General features: G+C 71.7%; 18 protein-coding genes and 1 pseudogene. 9 read left to right on the forward strand and 10 right to left on the reverse strand.

The features are described 5' to 3' along the window. Positions 1 to 202: 202 nt before the first annotated feature. Positions 203 to 1,024 (forward strand): pre-peptidase C-terminal domain-containing protein, encoded by an 822-nt coding sequence (locus P0R35_RS08260; protein ID WP_284012037.1) that lies wholly within the window; start codon positions 203 to 205, stop codon positions 1,022 to 1,024. A 24-nt stretch (positions 1,025 to 1,048) separates the two neighbouring features. On the opposite strand, the gene P0R35_RS08265 is transcribed toward P0R35_RS08260, so the two are convergent. Continuing rightward, complete coding sequence (locus tag P0R35_RS08265) at positions 1,049 to 1,429, reverse strand: plastocyanin/azurin family copper-binding protein (RefSeq protein WP_321170455.1); 381 nt, start codon at positions 1,427 to 1,429, stop codon at positions 1,049 to 1,051. A 340-nt stretch (positions 1,430 to 1,769) separates the two neighbouring features. After that, the gene (locus tag P0R35_RS08270) at positions 1,770 to 2,831 is read right to left on the reverse strand and encodes a glycosyltransferase (protein WP_284012038.1); all 1,062 of its coding nucleotides are present in this window, start codon (positions 2,829 to 2,831) and stop codon (positions 1,770 to 1,772) included. Positions 2,832 to 2,936: 105 nt separating this feature from the next. Between P0R35_RS08270 and P0R35_RS08275 the strand changes: the two genes are divergently transcribed. From P0R35_RS08275 to P0R35_RS08295, 5 genes are all read left to right on the forward strand, one after another. Further along, positions 2,937 to 4,772 carry a S9 family peptidase gene (locus P0R35_RS08275; RefSeq protein WP_284012039.1) on the forward strand — a complete coding sequence of 612 codons (1,836 nt, stop codon included), beginning with the start codon at positions 2,937 to 2,939 and terminating at the stop codon, positions 4,770 to 4,772. 229 nt (positions 4,773 to 5,001) lie between these two features. Continuing rightward, complete coding sequence (locus P0R35_RS08280; RefSeq protein WP_284012040.1) at positions 5,002 to 6,072, forward strand: GAF domain-containing protein; 1,071 nt, start codon at positions 5,002 to 5,004, stop codon at positions 6,070 to 6,072. A gap of 86 nt (positions 6,073 to 6,158) precedes the next feature. Then, positions 6,159 to 6,584, forward strand: a complete 426-nt coding sequence (locus tag P0R35_RS08285) for a cobalamin B12-binding domain-containing protein (protein WP_284012041.1) — start codon at positions 6,159 to 6,161, stop codon at positions 6,582 to 6,584. After that, a complete protein-coding gene (gene meaB / locus P0R35_RS08290) occupies positions 6,584 to 7,648 on the forward strand; it encodes a methylmalonyl Co-A mutase-associated GTPase MeaB (RefSeq protein WP_284012042.1) in 1,065 nt (354 codons plus the stop codon). The genes P0R35_RS08285 and meaB overlap by 1 nt, the downstream gene beginning before the upstream one ends. 223 nt (positions 7,649 to 7,871) lie before the next feature. Further along, positions 7,872 to 8,885 carry a cupredoxin domain-containing protein gene (locus P0R35_RS08295; RefSeq protein ID WP_284012043.1) on the forward strand — a complete coding sequence of 338 codons (1,014 nt, stop codon included), beginning with the start codon at positions 7,872 to 7,874 and terminating at the stop codon, positions 8,883 to 8,885. Between the two features lie 66 nt (positions 8,886 to 8,951). Here the strand turns inward: P0R35_RS08295 and P0R35_RS08300 are convergent, their stop codons facing one another. From P0R35_RS08300 to P0R35_RS08310, 3 genes and pseudogenes are all read right to left on the reverse strand, one after another. Then, positions 8,952 to 9,884 (reverse strand): branched-chain amino acid transaminase, encoded by a 933-nt coding sequence (locus tag P0R35_RS08300; RefSeq protein WP_284012044.1) that lies wholly within the window; start codon positions 9,882 to 9,884, stop codon positions 8,952 to 8,954. Positions 9,885 to 9,986: 102 nt separating this feature from the next. Then, complete coding sequence (gene ribB / locus P0R35_RS08305) at positions 9,987 to 10,661, reverse strand: 3,4-dihydroxy-2-butanone-4-phosphate synthase (RefSeq protein ID WP_284012045.1); 675 nt, start codon at positions 10,659 to 10,661, stop codon at positions 9,987 to 9,989. A 49-nt stretch (positions 10,662 to 10,710) separates the two neighbouring features. Further along, positions 10,711 to 11,409: pseudogene (locus P0R35_RS08310) on the reverse strand (DUF120 domain-containing protein); the annotation flags it as partial. A gap of 242 nt (positions 11,410 to 11,651) precedes the next feature. Between P0R35_RS08310 and argS the strand changes: the two are divergent. Beyond that, complete coding sequence (gene argS, locus P0R35_RS08315; protein WP_284012046.1) at positions 11,652 to 13,415, forward strand: arginine--tRNA ligase; 1,764 nt, start codon at positions 11,652 to 11,654, stop codon at positions 13,413 to 13,415. A gap of 42 nt (positions 13,416 to 13,457) precedes the next feature. After that, entirely contained in the window at positions 13,458 to 13,670 is a 213-nt protein-coding gene (locus P0R35_RS08320) for a hypothetical protein (RefSeq protein WP_284012047.1), read from the forward strand. A 45-nt stretch (positions 13,671 to 13,715) separates the two neighbouring features. On the opposite strand, the gene P0R35_RS08325 is transcribed toward P0R35_RS08320, so the two are convergent. Together P0R35_RS08325 and P0R35_RS08330 are read right to left on the reverse strand one after the other, a co-directional pair. Further along, on the reverse strand, positions 13,716 to 13,862 hold the full coding sequence (locus tag P0R35_RS08325; protein ID WP_284012048.1) for a hypothetical protein: 147 nt from the start codon (positions 13,860 to 13,862) through the stop codon (positions 13,716 to 13,718). Positions 13,863 to 13,909: 47 nt separating this feature from the next. Continuing rightward, positions 13,910 to 15,196: a P-loop NTPase gene (locus P0R35_RS08330; protein ID WP_284012049.1), complete on the reverse strand. Its 1,287-nt coding sequence runs from the start codon at positions 15,194 to 15,196 to the stop codon at positions 13,910 to 13,912. A 196-nt stretch (positions 15,197 to 15,392) separates the two neighbouring features. Here P0R35_RS08330 and prf1 point away from each other — a divergent pair, with 196 nt between their 5' ends. Next, positions 15,393 to 16,658, forward strand: coding sequence for a peptide chain release factor aRF-1 (prf1, locus tag P0R35_RS08335; RefSeq protein ID WP_284012050.1), 1,266 nt, complete (start codon positions 15,393 to 15,395; stop codon positions 16,656 to 16,658). A gap of 57 nt (positions 16,659 to 16,715) precedes the next feature. Here prf1 and P0R35_RS08340 read toward each other — a convergent pair whose 3' ends face one another. The 3 genes from P0R35_RS08340 to P0R35_RS08350 form a co-directional block, all read right to left on the reverse strand. Further along, positions 16,716 to 17,603, reverse strand: coding sequence for a DMT family transporter (locus tag P0R35_RS08340; protein WP_284012051.1), 888 nt, complete (start codon positions 17,601 to 17,603; stop codon positions 16,716 to 16,718). Positions 17,604 to 17,661: 58 nt separating this feature from the next. Continuing rightward, positions 17,662 to 18,075 carry a DUF6276 family protein gene (locus P0R35_RS08345; RefSeq protein ID WP_284012052.1) on the reverse strand — a complete coding sequence of 138 codons (414 nt, stop codon included), beginning with the start codon at positions 18,073 to 18,075 and terminating at the stop codon, positions 17,662 to 17,664. A gap of 70 nt (positions 18,076 to 18,145) precedes the next feature. Further along, on the reverse strand, positions 18,146 to 18,865 hold the full coding sequence (locus P0R35_RS08350) for a V-type ATP synthase subunit D (RefSeq protein WP_284012053.1): 720 nt from the start codon (positions 18,863 to 18,865) through the stop codon (positions 18,146 to 18,148). Positions 18,866 to 18,927 lie beyond the last annotated feature (62 nt).

The following is an 18,927-nucleotide window of genomic DNA, read 5'->3' on the forward strand; positions in this document are numbered from 1 at the left end:
CGGCCGATCCGCCGGCGACGCGGCGCCGTCCCGCCGAGTTCCCGACCGCGAAGCTGTTCTCCGAGCGACCCGTCCACCGCCGGCGGTCGACGCCCGATCCCGCGGTGCTGGAGCCGTCTCCGTCGTTTTTGTCCGTGTGAACCGACTACTCCGGCGGTGCAACCGGATGTCCCACAGACACGGCAGGCGGCGTGGTGTAGCGGTGGCGATCGCGGCCGCGGTCCTCCTCGTGGCCGGGGCGGTCGCGGTCGGCGGCGCGGCCGCCCAACAGGACGGCGAGTTCGAACCGAACGACGACCTCGCGAACGCGACGGCGATCGAGCCCGGGACGTACGCGAACCTGACGATCACCGAGGGCGACTTGGACGTCTACGCGGTCGAGCTCGCGGCGGGCGACGCGCTGACGGCGTCCATCGGGTTCTCCAACGCCGCGGGCGACCTCGACTTCGCCCTGTTGTCGCCCGACGGTGACCTGTTGGGTGCGAGCGTCTCGACGAACGACACGGAGTCGCTGTCGTACGTCGCCGGCCAGGCGGGCGCCCACTACCTGGTGGTGTACGGGTACGAGAACGCGACCGGCGCGTACGACCTCACCGTCGACCGGACCGCCGGGAACGCGACCGACGGCGGCGACGCGCTGGAGCCCAACGACGACACCGGCAACGCGACGGCGCTGGAGCCGGGCACCTACACGGACCTGACCGTCGCCGAGGACGACCTGGACTTCTACGCGGTCGACCTCGCGGCGGGCGACGCGCTGTCGGCGTCGATCGCGTTCTCCAACGCGACGGGCGACCTCGACTTCGCGCTGTTGTCGCCGAACGGGACGCTGCTCGCGGTCAGCGACTCCGTGACCGACGCCGAGCGGCTCTCGACGGTCGCCGACGAGACCGGCCGGTACTACCTCGTGGTGTACGGCTTCGACGGCGCGACCGGCCCGTACGAGCTGACGCTCGCGGTCGCGTCGGGCGGCGGCGGTGACGGGGGCAGCAACGCGTCCGTCACCGCCGCTCGCGGGCGGTGAACGACGGGCGCCGAACGGGCGGCGTTACTCCTCGGGCGGCTCGTAGTCGCCGCCGTACTTCGTGAAGAAGAACGCGAGGCCCAGGGTCGCGACCATCGCGATGAACGAGGCGATGCCGAGGCTCTTCGCGGAGTCCGGCACCTCGGGCGGTCCCGCGGCCGTCGCCGTCGGCGTCGGGAGCTGTTCGACGACCTCGACGGTGCCGACCATCCCGAGCGACTGGTGGGGCGTACAGTAGTACTCGTACACGCCGGTCGTCTCGAACGTGAACTCGTAGCTGAACCCCTCGTCCTCGAGCGGCTCGTGACCCTCCCACCCGCCGCCGGAGGGCTGGCTGTCGACGACGATGTTGTGGCCGTCGGACACCCACTCGAAGGTGACCGTCGTGCCGGGGGTCACGTACAGCGGCTCGTTGGTACCGGGGGTGTAGGCGAGCCCGTCGCTGCCGGCGCCGACCTCGACGGTGCCGGAGCCGTCGGCGGTCGCCTGCGCGGCGGCGTTCCCGGCGCCCGCGGCGACCGCGCCCGCGGCGGCGGCCGTGCCCGCCGCCCCCGCAGGAAGTTCCGCCGGCTGAGCGTGTCGTCTTCCATGGGCGTCGGTAGGCCTGTCCCGAACCTATATCCGTCGATTGAATCCGGGGTCGCCGTCGCGGGGCGGGCGGGTACCGCCGTGCCGGCGGGCCGGGTCGGCGCGGGGGCCGACGGCGGCCGTACCGCGGGAGTGCGGGGCGCGAGGGCGGGGGCGGTCAGAACCAGCCGTATCCGTCGACGACCTCCTCGTAACAGTCGAGCCACTCCGAGAGCACCTCGTCGTGGTCGAAGCCGGCGAACCCCTCGTTCGTCTCCCACTCGGGGAGCGAGCCGCAGGCGACGATCTCGTCGGCCAGTTCCTGCGGACTCGTCACCAGCCGGCCGCGGTCGAGCCCCTCGACGAGTTCGTGGGCAGAGGAGCCGGCCTGGTACTCGACGATCCCGACACAGCCGCACGCGAGCGCCCACAGGAGTTCGGTCGCGAACGGCTCGTACGTGGCGGTCTGTGCGAACACGTGCGACCCCTTGAGCACGGGGACGAACTCCGCGGGCGTGAGGTCGCCGAGGAACGTCACGCGGTCGTCGATCCGGAGGTCGGCGGCCATGCGCTCGGCGTCGGCGCGCGCGGGCCCGTCGCCGACGACGGCGGCGGTCCAGTCGCGGTCGCGCAGCTCCGCGAGCGCGAGGAGGAACTCGCCGACGTTGGCGTCCCCGTCGAGATCGCGCGCCCACACGGCGTCGAAGCGGTCGTCGACCGCGGCCGAGCGCACGAGGTCGACGTCGATGCTCTCGGGGATCACGTGGACGTCGGCGTCGCCGGCGCCGTGTTCGCGGACGGCCGTCCGGATCGTCTCCGAGGGGGTGAGCACGCGGTCCGCGCGGTTCGCCGCCTTCCGGTACTGGCGGTCCGTGCCGCGCTCGGGGTCGCGCTCCCACCAGTCGAGCACGACCGGCACCCGGAGCACTTTCGCGGCGGTCTTCGCCGTCGTGGCGTGGCCGGGCGGCACCGAGACGGCGTGGACGACGTCCGGGTCGACGTTCCGGAGGGCGAAGGGGAGCTTCGACCGGAACGACCCCGCAGCGGGGCCCTCGGTGAGGGCGTGGTACTCGACGCCCTCCTCCGCGAACTGGTCGATGTGGCCGCCCCACCACTGGGCACACAGGTGGTGGACCTCGTGGCCGCGGGCGGCGAGCCCGCGGGCGACGCGTCGCGTCCGGCGGGTCGCGGGACGGTCCCGCGTCCACACCGTGTCCATCGAGACGACCGCGACGCGCATTCGTGCGCCGACTATCCGTGGGGGAACTAAAAGGGAGGCGATAGCGCGCGAACGACGACGGCGACGACCCGAACGCTTTCGGCGCGAGCCGCGGACGGTACCCCCATGACGGATCCGACCTACGACATCGAGCGGTACCTCAACGTCCGCTCGGCCCACAGCGCCTCCGTCGCCGACGACGGCACGCTCGCGTTCCTGATGGACACGACCGGCACGCCGCAGGTGTGGAGCCTCGAGGAGCCCGGGGCGTGGCCCGAGCAGCACACCTTCTACGAGGAGCGCGTCACCTTCGTCGACTGGTCGCCCGAACGGCGCGAGCTCGCCTTCGGGATGGACGAGGGGGGCAACGAGCGCGCACAGCTGTTCCGGCTCGACCCCGACAGCGGCGTCGTCACGGAGTGGACGGCGATGCCGGAGGCGAAACACCGGTGGGGCGGCTGGTCCCACGACGGCGAGCGCATCGCGTTCGCCTCGAACCGCCGCGACGAGGCCGTCTTCGACGTGTACGTACAGGGGCGCGACGAGGCGGGCGACGACGCCGAACTGGTCTACGAGGGCGACGGCTGGCTCTCGCTGGCGGGCTGGTCGCCCGACGACTCCCGGCTGCTGGTCCACGAGGCGCACGCGAGCTACGAGCACGACCTGTACGTGCTCGACGTCGCCACCGGCGACGCGACCCACCTCACCCCCCACACCTCGGAGGCGCGCTTCCAGAGCCCCGAGTGGGCGCCCGACGGCGACGCGGTGTACGTCTGTACCGACCACGCCTCCGACACCCTCCGGCTGGAGCGGATCGCCCTCGGCGCCGACGCCGGCGGCGACGACGCCCACGCGACCGGGGACCTCACCGTCGTCGCGGACGGCGACGGGTGGAACGTCGACGGCGTCGTCGTCGACGAGGAGAGCCGCCGGGTGGCGTACTCGCGCAACGTCGAGGGGTACACCGAGATCACCGTCGGGGAGTTCACCGCCCCCGACCGGATCGACGCGTTCGCCGAGCCGTCGCTCCCCGAGTGCGTCGCCGGCGGCTTCTCGTTCGGCCCCGACGCCGACCGGGCGGCGGTGACGGTGACCGGGAGCACGGTGAACACGAACGTGTACGAGGTCGACGTGAAGTCGGGCGCGGCGGAGCGGTGGACGTACGCCGCGACCGCGGGCATCCCGTCCGAGACGTTCGTCGAACCCGAGTTGGTCCACTACCCCACCTTCGACGGCCGGGAGATCCCCGCGTTCTTCTCGACGCCCGACGACGCCGGCGACGGCGACACCCCCGTCATCGTCGACATCCACGGCGGCCCCGAGAGCCAGCGCCGCCCCTCGTTCAACGCCGTCAAGCAGTACTTCCTCAACAACGGCTACGCCGTGTTCGAGCCGAACGTCCGCGGCTCCTCCGGCTACGGGAAGGCGTACGCGCACCTCGACGACGTGGAGAAGCGCATGGACTCCGTCGCCGACATCGAGGCGGCCGTCGAGTGGCTCCACGACCACCCGGTCGTCGACCCCGACCGGATCGTCGCCATGGGCGGCAGTTACGGCGGGTTCATGGTGCTGTCGGCGATGACGGAGTACCCCGACCTGTGGGCGGCGGGCGTCGACGTCGTCGGCATCGCGAGCTTCGTGACGTTCCTCGAGAACACCGGCGACTGGCGCCGGGAACTCCGCGAGGCCGAGTACGGCAGCCTCGAGGAGGACCGCGAGTTCCTCGAGTCGGTGTCCCCGATCAACCGCGCCGACGAGATCGCCGCCCCGCTGTTCGTGCTCCACGGCGCGAACGACCCGCGCGTGCCGGTCGGCGAGGCCGAGCAGATCGTCGAGGTGGCCAGCGAACACGTCCCGACGCGGAAGCTGATCTTCGACGACGAGGGCCACGGGTTCTCGAAGCTGAGCAACCGCATCGAGGCGTATCGCGCGATCGTGGAGTTCCTGAACGAACACGTCTGAACGACGGCGACCCGGCGGCTCCCGCCGTCGACGCGGGCCGTCACCCGGTTCCCATCGGCGAGACAGTGAACGAATGAATTATCTGCACGTGATTCGTGCGGGTATTCACTGTATCATGCCGTCCTCTCGGGAGGCACGCGTCCTGATAGCCCAGCCGGCAGGAGCCGACGGGTCGGACGGCGCCGCGGTCGGGGACGCCATCCGGAGCGGTTCCGATTTCACGGTGTTAGTGAAACGCGGAGCCGTCGCGACGGAGTACCTCCGGGAGCTCGGTCCGACGATCGACTGCGTGGTGTGTGTCGGGATGTCGAGCGACCAGGTCGAGGCGCTGGTCGCGGCGGCGGGGGAGGTGCCGGTCGTCGTCTACGGCGAGGAGATCCCGCCGGTGCCCGTCGACGAGGTCGTCGCGAGCGACGGCGGCGTCGAGACGCTCGTGACGCGCGTCGCCAAGCGGGTCGAGCGGCGACGCGAGCGCGACGCGCTCGCGGAGGCGAACGCGAAGCTCTCGGCGCTCAACGAGTACACCCGGGAACTGACCGGCTGCCAGTCCGTCCGCGAGGTGAGCGACACGGTCGTGGAAGCGGTGACGAACGCCCTCGGCCACGGCCGGGTCGTGCTCGCGATGCGGGACGGCGACGTGTTCTACCCGTACGGCCACACGCTCCCGAGCGAGCCGGAGGTGAAGATCGACGTCGACGACGGGGTCGTCGGCCGCACCTTCGAGACGGGAGAGTCACAGATCGTCGACGACTACGCCGAGGACCCGGACCAGGCGCGCGAGGTGCCCGAGATCGACTCGGTGGTGAGCGTCCCGATCGGCGAACACGGCGTCCTGCAGGTGACCACCGACCGGACGGCCGCGTTCGACCGCCGGGACGCCGAGTTCCTCGAGATCGTCGCCTCCCACGCCGCCGAGGCGCTGTCGCGGCTCGAACGCGAGGCCGACCTCCGCGTCGAGCGCGACCGCCTGCACGCGTTCTTCGACGGACTGCGCGCGCCGGCCGTGTACGTCGAGTCCGCCGACGGGGAGACGCCCGTGTTGCGGGAGGTCAACTCGGCGTACCGGCGGGCGTTCGGCGACGACGGCGTCGGCCGGCCGGTCGAGGAGGCGTTCCCGACCGCCGTGGAGCGGGAGCTGTTCGACGAGCGCCTCGACGAGGAGACGGTCGTGCGCCGTCGGATCCGACGCGAGACGACCGACGGACCGGCGGACCTGACGGTCGGACGGGTGCCGGTGCCGACGACGGGGCTCGACGCAGCGGCGTTCGGGCTGTACGTGACGGACGTCGAGTTCCCGTAGCTCCCCGGGTGCCCCCCGGGCGCCGACCCCGCGTCGCCCTCATGGTCGTCCGTTAAAGTCAACACCGGCGCTTCCGTAGTCGGGGCATGAGCACCCAGGAGCGCGAGGAGGGACGCCAGATCCGCTGCCTCATCGCCAAAGTCGGCCTGGACGGCCACGACCGCGGCGCGCACGTCATCTCGCGGGCGTTTCGGGACGCCGGCTTCGAGGTGATCTACTCGGGGCTCCACCGCGCGCCCGACGAGATCGTCCAGGCGGCGGTGCAGGAGGACGTCGACGTCCTCGGCATCTCCATCCTCTCTGGCGCCCACAACACGCTCATCCCCAAGATCGTGTCGGGGCTCCAGGAGTACGACGCCTTCGAGGACACCCTGATCCTCGTTGGGGGGATCGTCCCCGACGACGACCGCGAGGAACTGCTCGACATGGGCGTCGCGGCCGTGTTCGGTCCGGGGACGCCGATGGCCGACACCATCGAGTTCGTCCGCGAGAACGTCCACGACCGCGAGTGATGTCGGACGCCGCCTCGACGGAGCCCGACCTGGTCGCGGAGCTGCTGGACGGCAAACACCGGGCGCTCGCGCGCGTCATCACGAAGATCGAGAACCGGTCGCCCGGCTACCGCGACATCGTCTCGCGCCTGCACGCCCACACGGGCACCGCCGACGTGATCGGGATCACCGGCAGCCCCGGCGCCGGCAAGTCGACGCTCGTCGACAAACTGGCGAAGACGTACCGCGACCGCGGCGACACCGTGGGCGTCATCGCGGTCGACCCGTCCTCGCCGTACACCGGCGGGGCGGTGCTGGGCGACCGGATCCGCATGGCGTCGAACGTCGGCGACATGGACGTGTTCTTCCGGTCGATGTCCGCCCGCGGCACCCTCGGCGGGCTGTCGACGGCGACCGCGGACGCCGTGAAGGCGCTCGACGCGTTCGGCAAGGACACGGTGATCATCGAGACGGTCGGCGCCGGGCAAAACGAGGTCGACATCGTGAAGACGGCCGACACGGTGTGCGTGCTCGTCCAGCCGGGGTCGGGCGACGACGTCCAGATGCTGAAGGCGGGCATCCTCGAGATCGGCGACGTGTTCGTCGTCAACAAAGCCGACATGGACGGCGCCGAGCGCACCGTCGCGGAGTTGGAGGAGATGATCCACATGCGCGAGAACCCCGCCGCCGGGCTGCACACGGGCCACCACGGCCCCGTCGACGACGAGGAGATGGCACGGGTCGCCGTCGACGAGCCCGACGCGGAGGCGTGGGACCCCGAGGTCGTCCAGACCGTCGCGACGAGCGGGGAGGGCGTCGACGCCCTGATCGACACGCTCGGCGCCCACGCCGCGTGGCTGCGCGAGTCCGGACGGATCGACGACAAGGCGCGGGGGCGCTACGCCGAGGAGATCCGGCAGTTGGTCCGCGCGGACACGGCGGCCCTGCTGGAGGAGGTGATCGACGCCCGCGGCGGCATCGACGCGCTCGCCGACGAGGTGCTCACGAAGGAGACGGACCCGTACAGCGTGGCCGACGAGCTGGTCGCGCCGGTTCGCGACTGCGTCGACGAGGAGTTACGGTAGCACGGACGCTACGAACCGCGCTCGACGGGCGCCGGGGGCACACGCTCTCCCCGGCGTCCGGCCTCGCTCCGCCCGCGTAATCCACCGTTACGCCGCGCGGCGACGCGATCTCCGGGGACGGTACAACCCTCCAGCGACCGCCGTGCGCCCGTGCCGACAAGACCCCCGTACTCGCGAGTACGCGGTCTGTAGCAATACCCCGGGCGCGTGTCCGGACCGTCGCATGGTGACCGACCGCGATGGCGACGACGAGGCGACCGCATCGAACGACGAACAGGGGGGACTCAGCTCCGCCTCGCGGCGGCGCCTCCTGAAGATCGGCGGCGCCGGCGCCGTCGTCGCGGGGGTCGGCGGCGCGGGGCTGACGACGGCCCAACAGGAGGACGACGACGAGACGGACGGGGACGACGGCGGCGACGGCGGCGACGGCGGCGGCGGGAGCGAGTCGGTGTTGGACGACCTGGTGGACCCGACGTTCGGCTATCCGCTGGCGGCCGACGAGTCGGACGGGGTCTCGGTCGAACGGGTCGTCGACGTGAGCGAGGTGTCCGGCGAGGGCGTCCACGCCGACTTCCCCTCGGAGCCGTCCGGCGACGCGCCGGGGGCGTTCGAGGAGGTGCCCGCCGAGTTCTACTTCGACCCGGTCGGACTGGCCGTCGAGCCGGGAGGACTCGTCCAGTTCCGCGTCCGCGCGGGGCTCCACACGGTGACGGCGTTCACCGAACTCGCGGAGCCCGCGCTCGCGCTCCCCCGCCGGGTCCCCGCGGCGTCCGAGCCGTTCACGTCCCCGCCGCTGACGCCGGACCAGTCGTGGGTGTACCGGTTCGAGGAGTCGGGCGTGTACGACTACTTCTGTTTCCCCCACCTCGGGCTGGGGATGGTCGCCCGGATCGTCGTGTACGACCCGGCGGACGACGACCTCAGCGACGACGCGTTCGCCGTCGACGGCGACGCGGACCTCTTCCCGAACGACCGGCGGGTCCTCGCGAGCGAGGAACTCGACCCCGCGAACGTGGTCGACGCCGGCGAGGTCGGGTGGGCGGACCTGTCGGTCGGGGAGCCGGAGGGGACGGAGACGGAGGGGACCGAGACTGAGACGCCGGACGGGACGGAGACCGAGACGGGGACGCCGGACGGGACGGAGACCGAGACTGAGACGCCGGACGGGACGGAGACGGAGACGGGGACCCCGACGGCGACCGGGACCGAGTCGGAGGAACCGGGACCGTCGCTGTGAGGGGTCGACGCGGCCGAAGAAGTCGTCGGGGCGCCGCCGGGGCGTGGACGGGCCGCGGCGGGCCGCTCAGACGTACGTGAACCACTCCTCGTGGTCGTCGGTGCGACGCTCCACGAGGTCGAAGAACGCGGTCTGGAGCTCCTCGGTGACCGGGCCGCGCGAGCCGTTGCCGATCTCGACGTTGTCGACCTGCCGGATCGGCGTGACCTCCGCCGCGGAGCCGGTGAAGAACAGTTCGTCGGCGGTGTTCAGCTCGCCGCGCGAGATGCTGACGTTGTCGTGGACGGTGTAGCCGCGCTCGCGGGCGAGTTCGATCACGGTGTTGCGCGTGATGCCGTCGAGGATGGACTCCGAGAGCCCGGGCGTGAACAGTTCGCCGTCGCGCACGAGGAAGATGTTCTCGCCGGGGCCCTCCGCGACGTTGCCCTCCTTGTTGAGGACGATCGCCTCCTTGTAGCCGTTGCGGCGGGCCTCCTCGCCCGCCAGCAGGGAGTTGACGTACAGCCCCGTCGTCTTGGCGTTGGTCGGGATCTGCGAGGAGGAGTGCTTGCGCCACGACGACACCATCGCCTTGATCCCGTTCTCCAGCGCGTCCTCGCCGAGATACGCGCCCCACGGCCACGCGGCGACCGCGACGTCGGTCGGGCAGTCGCCCGGCGACACGCCGAGGCTGTGGTAGCCGTAGTAGGCGATGGGGCGCACGTAGGCGGACTCGAGGTCGTTGCGGCGGATGACCTCCATCGTCGCCTCCGTGAGCTCCTCGCGCGAGTAGGGGATCTCCATGTCGTACGGCTTCGTCGACTCGTAGAAGCGGTCGAGGTGCTCCTCCCAGCGGAACAGCGCCGTCCCCTCCTCGGTGTCGTACGCACGCACGCCCTCGAAGACGCCCGTGCCGTAGTGCAGTCCGTGTGTGAGGACGTGCGTCGTCGCGTCCTCCCAGTCGACGTACTCGCCGTTGTGCCAGATGGTGTCGACGTCCATCTCCGCGAACCCAGCCATACGCTGTCGCAGGAATTGCCGGACAATAAAGACCCCAGAAAGGCCGGGGGCGCGACGGCGGCGGCCGCGTCCGCCGGGCGGTCGTGAACCGCCCGACGACGCTCAGCTCAGCGCCGCGACCAGTTCCTCGCCCTCGACGTACGGGAAGCCGTTGCGCCGGGCGTACGCTCGCGCGGCGTCGGTCGACAGCGCGCGCCCCGTCTCGTCGTCGAGCATCTCGCAGACGACGACCGCGGCGGGTCGGTCCGTCTCGGCGGCCATCGCCAGCCCCAACTCCGTGTGGCCGAGTCGGTCGTCGAGCCCGTTCGCCGCGCCGCGCAGGACGTGGACGTGGCCGGGCGCGCGGAACTCCGCGGCGAAGTCGTCGGCGTCGTAGTCGACGCCCGCCTCGACCGTGGAGGCCATCGACGCCAGTTCCGTGATCGTCCGGGCGCGGTCGTCGTCCGTGATCCCGGTGAACGTGTCGCGGTGGTTCACCGTCAGCGAGAACGACGAGCGGTCGTCGTAGCCGAGGTCGTGGCTCGCGGCCGCCGGGTGGTCGATCTGGTCCTCGAGGAACGGGAGGCCGACGGCGTCGGCCACGCGGTCGGAGACGGCGACGCAGATGAGGCCGCCGGCGTCGTTGCGGAGCCGGGCGACCGCCGCGGGGGTGACGGCGCCGGCGGGGTACACGAGGTCCGTCTCCCCCTCGCGGTCGTCGAAGTCGTGGATCAGGACGGGCTCGCCCGCGCGGAACGCGGCCAGCGCGCGGTCGAGGTGGCCCGCCTGTCGGCTCACGCCGACCCCCGGTGCCGGCGGCGCCGACCGGCGCCGTCCCGTCGTCGCGCTCGGCGTCGGTGACGCGGACCGTGAGGTCGTCGCCGTCGTCGAGCGAGAGCTCCTCGCGGAGCTTCGCCGGCGCGATCAGTTCCAGTTGGTCCTCGTCGTGGTGGGTGCGCTCGGGGACGATGACGTGGGCGGGCGCGTACGACGCCTCGCCGGCGACGACCGTCGCGGCGTAACACGTCGCCGGGCCGAAGGTGCGCTCGTCGTCCTCCCAGCCGTCGATGGGGACGCCCTCGACGGAGTCAAGCCCCGCGCGGGCCCGGACGGCTGCCTCCGTCAGGGAGACGTTCAGCGTGCCCGCGAACGGCTCGTACCCCAGCCGCTCGACGAACTGCTCGTGGTACCCCGGGAGCTTGATGTAGTGTTTCCCCTCGCCCATCCCCGAGGTGACCGTCCCGGCGAGGGTGAGGCCCGCCTCCCCCTCGAACAGCCGCCGGTAGTCGGCGTACTCGGCGCGCAGCCGGCGTTCGCCCGCGCCGGTGACGCTCACCCACTGGCCGTCGCCGACGACGTCGCGGTCGAGCAGCCCCGCGGCCTCGAGCCGCTGGAGCCGGCGGGAGGCGGTCTGACTGGACGCCCCGAGCCGCTCGCCCAACGTCGCACAGGAGACCTTGACGGGCTCGCGGAGCCCGCCGCGCAGGGCGACCGTCTTCAGCGCCGCCACCTCGTCGTGGCCGACGGCCGTCGTGGTAGAACTCATTGCCCGATACTCCGTGCCCGCGACGCAAAAGCGTACCGAATCCGGGATGCGTAACGGATCCGTGACGGTGTGTCACGTCCCCGTGACGCCTACCGGTTCTGTGTCCCGAGCGTACCAAAAGGCGTCGGTGTCGGCGAGCCGCGGCGCCCGAGGGACGGCGTGACCCGGGCGGCGCGCGGGCGCCGGGCCGACCGCGAGGCGGTTCGGAAACCCATTTATCGGCGGCGGGGAAAGCGACGCGCATGTTCAGACAGTTCCGGTCGGCCGTGGCGGCGGCGCTGACGGACGCGCTCGCCGGCCTCGACTACCCGACCGACGACCTCGGCATCGAGGACCCCCCGGACGGCGTCGAGGCGACGCTCGCCTCCAGCGTGGCGTTCCGGCTCGCGGGCGAGGCGGGCGCGGCGCCGCCGCAGGTCGCCGCCGAGGTCGCCGACGCCGTCGACGTCGCGGCCACGGAGTACCTCGCGCGCGTCGACACCAGCGGTCCGTACGTGAACTTCTTCGCCGACGAGGCGTACCTCGCGGACACCCTCGACGCCGGCCGCGACGCCGCGTACGGCCGCCTCCCCGACCGCGGGGAGTCGGTCGTCGTCGAGCACACCTCCGCGAACCCGACGGGGCCGGTCCACGTCGGGCGCGCGCGCAACCCGATCATCGGCGACGCCGTCGCGAACGCCCTCGACTACGCCGGCTACGACGTCGACCGCCACTACTACGTCAACGACGCCGGCCGACAGATGGCCGTGTTCACGTGGGCCTACGAGACGTTCGACGAGGCCGACCTGCCCGAGCCGGAGCGGGACAAACCCGACTACGACCTCGTGCGCTACTACCGGAAGGGGAACGCCTTCCTCGATGACGGGCCCGACGAGGCGGTCGAGGCCGCGGAGGCCGAGATCCAGTCGATCATGCAGGGGCTCGAGACCGGCAGCGAGGAGACGTACGAGCGCGTCGGCGAGGTCGTCGACACGGTGCTGGCGGGGATGCGCGAGACGCTCTCGCGGCTGCCCGCCGAGTTCGACGAGTTCGTGAAGGAGACGCAGTTCATCAGGAACGGCGACGCCGACGACGTGGTCGACCGCCTGCGCGACCTCGACGAGTCCGTGTACGAGGAGGACGCGTGGCAACTCGACCTCTCGGAGTTCGGCATCGACAAACTGCTCGTGTTCCTCCGTTCGGACGGCACCACGCTGTACACGACGCGCGACCTCGCCCACCACGAGTGGAAGTTCGACAACTACGACCGCGCGGTCACCGTCATCGGCGAGGACCACAAGCTCGCGTTCGACCAGCTCCGGTACGCGCTGGAACTGCTCGGCCACGACACCGAGCAGCTGGAGCAGCTGTTCTACTCGTGGGTGAACCTCCCCGGCGGCGAGGGGATGAGCACCCGCGCGGGCACCGGCATCGACCTCGACGACCTGCTCGACGAGGCGATCGACCGCGCCCGCGAGGAGGTCGAGTCCCGCATGGACGACCGCATCCGCGACGACGACCTCGACGAGGCGGACGTCGAGCGCATCGCCCGGCAGGTGGGGATCGGCGCGGTCCGCTACGACGTCGTCAGCAAACAGCCCGCGAAGACGATCACCTTCGAGTGGGACCGCGCGCTCGACTTCGAGGCGCAGTCGGCGCCGTACGTCCAGTACGTCCACGCGCGCTGTTGCGGCATCGTCGACGAGGCGGGCGACGAGGGGCTCGCCCCCGACGCCGAGGTCGACCCGGCGGCGCTGTCGACGCCCGAGGAACGCGACCTGCTGCACGTGATCGCACGGTTCCCCGCGGTCGTCGAGGAGGCGGCCGACGACCTCGAACCCCACCGCGTCGCCACCTACACCCGCGAGTTCGCGGAGACGTTCAACGCCTTCTACCGGGAGTGTCCGGTGTTGACGGCCGACGACGACACGACTCGGGAGGCCCGACTCGCGCTCGTCGCCGCCGCGCGCAACACGGTCGCCAACGCGCTCGACGTGCTCGGGGTGGACGCCCCCGAGTCGATGTAGCGCGGCGAAACCCCTTTTTCGACGGGGCGGTCACCGGCCTTCGTGTCCCACACCGACTACGAGCCCTCCGGGTCGGCGGCCGCCGTCGCGGAACCGCTCGCCGTGATCGCGATATGGGTCGTCGTGTTCCTCGCGACGGCGTTGCTCGTCCCGTCCGGCGTGGCCGACGTCGTCGTCGCGGGGTTCGCGGGCGGCGTCGCGTTCGTCGTCTCGCGCCGCTTCCTCGACGCGAGACGGGAGGAGGAGGAGTCGTGAGCCGCGTTGGTCGTCGACCCGTCGTCGTCCGCGCGGCCGTCGACGCTACGCCGCGAACGGGAGCAGCGCGCCCGCGGGGGTGATCAGACTGCCGCCGACCGACAGCACCGCGACCGCGCCCAGCCCGAGCGCGAGGACGATGAAGACGAGGATCCACCAGATCGGCACCGAGTCGTTGCCTGCTTCGCTCATACTCGGGTGAGGCGGCGGCGCGGAAAAGAAACTCCCGATCCGCTCGTCTACCGGAACAGCCGACCGAGGAACCCGCCCTGGTCGTCGTCGGCGTCGTCGTCCTCGTCGTCGCCGTCGCGTTTGGCCTCCTCGGTGCGCTCCTTGCTCTGCTGGGCGAACGGGATCACGTCCTCGCCGATCTCGGCCGACTCGCCGCTCTCGGCGTCCTCGACGGTCGCCGGCTCGTCGCGGTACGCCGCGTACTCGTCGTCCTCCAGCACCGTGCTCCGGGCGGCCGCGGCCGCCTCGTCCTCGGCGTCGTCGTCGGGCTCGGCGTCGTCCTCGAGGATCACCGCGTCGTCGGTCTCCGGGTCCGGCGCCCCGTCGTCGACCGCCGCCGGCTCCGCGTCGTCCGGCGTCTGCTCCGCGTCCGTCGCTTCCCCGTCGTCGACCGCGGTGTCGGCCGCGGCGTCGGCGGCCGCTTCCACGTCCGCCTCGTCGGCCTCGTCCGCGTCGGGGCTCCCCTCCGGTGGCTCCGTGTCGGCCTCGTCGACGTCGGGGAGGTCGACGGCCGCCTCCGGCGTGTCGTCGGGGGCGTCGGTCGCGCCGGCCTCGTACTCGGGGTCGTCCGGCGCGGCTCCGGCGTGCTCGGGCGTCGGGGCCGGCCGGATCGGCTCGCCGGTGAGCGAGGAGGCGAGCGACCGGAACGCGGCCGCGGCGTCGCTGTCGGGGGCGTGGACCGCGATCGGGAGTCCCGCGGCCTGCGCCTCGGCGACGAGCGGGTCGTCCGGGATCGCGCCCAACACGGGGACGTCGATGTCGCCGGTGTCCTCGTCGCCGTCGGCCTCGTTGAGCGCGAGGCCCACCACCGTGCCGCCCAGTTTCTCGGTCAGGTCCTGCGTCTTGCGGGTGTTGACGAGGCCGTCGCGGGTTGGCGTCGACACGAGCAGGACGCCGTCGGCGACCTGCAGCGGGAGCGCGGTCTGGTGGGTGAGGCCGGCGCCGGTGTCGACGATCACGTAGTCCGCGGCGGTGATCGCCTCCAGCACGTCCACGATCTCGCCGGGGTCGGCCTTCCGGAAGTGCTCGAGGCTGTCGCCGCCGGGGAGCACTGCGAGCCCGTGGGGGCCCTCCCGGAGCGCCTCCCGGGGCTCGGCGTCGCCCGCGAGGACGTCGTGGAGCGTCACCGCACCCGGCTCGACCCCCAGCGTCGGGCCGAGGCTCGCCGAGCCGAGGTCGGCGTCGACCGCGACCGTGTCGTAGCCCGCGGCCGCGAGCGTGGCCGCGAGGTTGGCGGCGGTCGTCGTCTTCCCGACCCCCCCTTTCACGCTCGCGACGGCGTAGATCGTCGGCATTTGTCGTGGGTACGGCGTCCCCCGGTGATAAAGGTGGGTCCCGTCGTGTCGGCCGGCCGTCTGACGGCCCGCGTCCGCCCCCGCCGTCCGCGACACGCGTCGAGGGCGGCGCCGTCCGGCGGTCTCGGGAGGGTGTGCGGTGTGTCACCCCGGTATTCAACAGGTACTTACCCCGCGGCCGGCGAACTAGCCCGTAATGAGCAGCGACGCCCAGGAGGAGCAGGCGAGCGAGGACCGCCGGAAGTACGAGTTCCGGAAGGTCCTCGACGAGCTCGACGACTTCGAGGGCTCGGGCACCCAGCTCGTCACGATCTACATCCCCGACGACAAGCAGATCTCGGACGTGGTCGCCCACGTCACCCAGGAGCACAGCGAGGCGTCCAACATCAAGTCCAAGCAGACCCGGACGGCCGTCCAGGACGCCCTCACCAGCATCAAAGACCGGCTCCGCTACTACGACGTCTACCCGCCGGACAACGGCATCGTGATCTTCTCGGGCGCGGTGAACTCCGGCGGCGGACAGACGGAGATGGTGACGAAGGTGCTGGAGTCGCCGCCGGAACCGATCCAGTCGTTCCGCTACCACTGCGACTCGAACTTCCTCACCGGGCCGCTCGAGGACATGATGACCGACAAGGGCCTGTTCGGGCTCATCGTCCTCGACCGCCGCGAGGCGAACGTCGGCTGGCTCAAGGGCAAGCGCGTCGAGCCCGTCAAGTCGGCCTCCTCGCTGGTCCCCGGCAAGCAGCGGAAGGGTGGCCAGTCGGCCCAGCGGTTCGCCCGCCTGCGGCTGGAGGCCATCGACAACTTCTACCAGGAGGTCGCGGGGATGGCGGACGACCTGATGGTCGACAAGCGCCACGACATCGAGGGCATCCTCGTGGGCGGCCCCTCCCCCACGAAAGACGAGTTCCTCGACGGCGACTACCTCCACCACGAACTGCAGGATCTGGTCCTCGGGAAGTTCGACGTGGCCTACACCGACGAGTCGGGACTGTACGACCTCGTCGACGCCGCCAGCGACGTGCTCGCCGACCAAGAGGTCGTCAAGGACAAACGCGAGATGGAGGAGTTCTTCGAGAAGCTCCACACCGGCGGGCAGGCCACCTACGGGTTCGAGCAGACGCGCAAGAACCTCATCATGGGGTCGGTCGAGCGCCTGCTCCTCTCGGAGGACCTCCACCACGACGTCGTCACCTACGAGTGCCCGAACGGCCACGAGGAGCGCGTGGTCGTCGAGCGCCGGCACAACACGCGCGACCACGAGTGCGAGGAGTGCGGCGAGACGGTGGCCGCGAGCGAGGCCGGTGAGCGCGAGGACATCGTCGAGCACCTGATGAACATCGCCGACCAGCGCGGCACCGAGACGAAGTTCATCTCCACCGACTTCGAGAAGGGCGAACAGCTCATGGACGCCTTCGGCGGCGTCGCCGGCATCCTCCGCTACGCCACCGGCGTCTGAGGTCGCCACGCCCGAACCCGGACCCCCGCCGCGCCCGCCCCGTCCCCGCGTTCGGCCTCACTCCTCGACGGTCTGCACCAGCGTGACGCCGACCACGACCAACACGCCGCCCAGCAGCATCGCCGGCGTGACCGGCTCGCCGAGGAACGCCGCGCCGAGCGCGACCGCGACGGTCGGCTCGGCCGTCGACAGCACGCCCGCCCGCCCGGCGCCGACGCGCGCGAGCCCCGCGAAGAACGCGAGGATGGCGAACGCCGTGGCGACGACGCCGAGCGCCACGACCGCGCCCCACCCGACCGCCGTCGTCGGCACGGTGACGGCGTCGGTCGCGACCGCGACCAGCGCCAGCGACACGGCCGCCGCCGGCGCGACGTAGGCGGTCAACACCCGCTCGTCGGTCGACTCGAGCGTCGCGCGCGAGACGACGATGTACACGGCGTACAGCGCCGCCGCGGCGACGGTCGCGGCCGCGCCGACCGGGTCGAAGGCGGCGCCGCCGGTCCACGAGATGAGCGCCACCCCCGAAAGCGAGAGACACGCCGCCGCGACGGTGCGAACGCCGACCCGCTCGTCAAGGACGCGCGCGGCGAGCGCGACGACGAACAGCGGATACGTGTACAACAGCACCGCCGCGAGCCCGGCGGTCATGCGCTGCACCCCGACGAAGAAGCCGTAGCTGACGCCCGCGTAGCCGACGGCGCCGAGCGCGACCGCAGTCAGCGTCTCCCGGGGCGGCAAGCCGAGCGCGGGGCCGGCGCCGTCCCCGAGGCGACGGACGACCGCCAGCCCCGCCCAGACGACGGCGGTGCCGACGGCGAACCGCAGCGCGAGCGCAGACGGCACCGACAGCCCCTCGCGGAAGGCGACCTCGCCGAGGACGCCGAGCGTCCCGAAGGCGGCGGCCGACGAGAGGACGAGCAGCGTGCCGAGCGTGTCGCGGTCCATCCGTCCGTACCCGGGTCGGACGCCGACCCCCGGCATACGTGTGGTGGTTCGGCGCCGGTCAGGCCGCCCCGTCCAACAGCGAGTCGAGCTGCCGGACCCGCCGCTCGAGGTCGAACTCCGGGACGACGTCGGCGGCGTGGACCGCCTCGACCAGCCGGTCGAACGCCAAGGCCGTGTCCACGCCCTCGCGCTCGGCCCGCTCGCGGCACGCGCGCGCGGCCGTCTTGTTCAGCGCGATGGACGGGAGCGTCCCGAGCAGCAGCGCGAACGCGACGCCGCCGTCGCCGGCGGGGAACGACTCGTGGACGCGCTCGAACGCCGGGTCGTCCGCGGGGTCGGCGTCGGAAGCCGGCGCGACCGTCAGGCAGTGGGGACACACGCTCGCGGCGGACGCGCCGTCGGGGGCGTGGTCGCGCAGGTCGGGCGGGACGGCGAAGACGACCGTCTCGGTGTCACAGTGTGGACAGTTCACACCCGGCGTGACGGGTGGGAGAACATAAATCTCGGGTAGGACGGACGACGGCGCGGCCGGGCGCGGCGGCTCAGTCGTCGCTCTCGGCGACGCCGGCCTCCAGCGCCTCGGCCTCCGCTTCGGCCTCGGCCTTCGCGGCGGCCTCGCGCTCGGCGGCCTTCTCCTCTTCCTCCTTCTTGGCCTTGATCTTCTTGAGGCGGAAGATCTCCTCGCGCTCCTGCTCCTCGAGCTTCTGCTCGATGTACTCCTTGTTCTCGTGGAGTTCGGGGAGCAGCTTGAACTCCAGCGCGTTGACGCGGCGCTTGGTCGTCTCGATCTCCTCGAGCATCTTCTTCATCGCCGTCTCGACCTCCGCGGCGAGGATGATCGACTCCAACAGCTCCTCGTAGGCGTCGGCCGCCTCGTCGATGCGGGCCGAGGAGCCGAGGACGCCGTAGCCGCGCTCGTCGAGGTTCTTCCGGACCTTCGACGACTCGATCTGCGGGACGACCACGCCCATGATGTTCTTCGACTGGGTCGTGATCTCGGGGTGCTCCTTCAGCGCCGCGGCGGCGCCGCGGACGGCCACGTCGCCCTCCATGGCGCGTGCCTTGTTGATCTTGGATTGGGCCGTCTCGTAGTCGGCCTCCAACTGGTCGCGGACGTCCTGCGCCTGGTCGAGGATGTCCATGAACTCCATGATGAGGCCGTCGCGTTTCTGCTCGAGCGTGTCGTGACCGCGCTCGGACAGATCGATGCGGTCCTCGATCTCCATGAGGTTCTTCCGGGTGGGCTTGACGTCGTCCGCCATAGTCTTGGAGGGAAGTTGCGGGGCGAGGGTGTTAATGCTTGTTAGTCGGGCACGCGAGCGGA

This window comes from Halobaculum litoreum, from assembly GCF_030127125.1.
Classification (GTDB): Archaea; Halobacteriota; Halobacteria; order Halobacteriales; family Haloferacaceae; genus Halobaculum; species Halobaculum litoreum.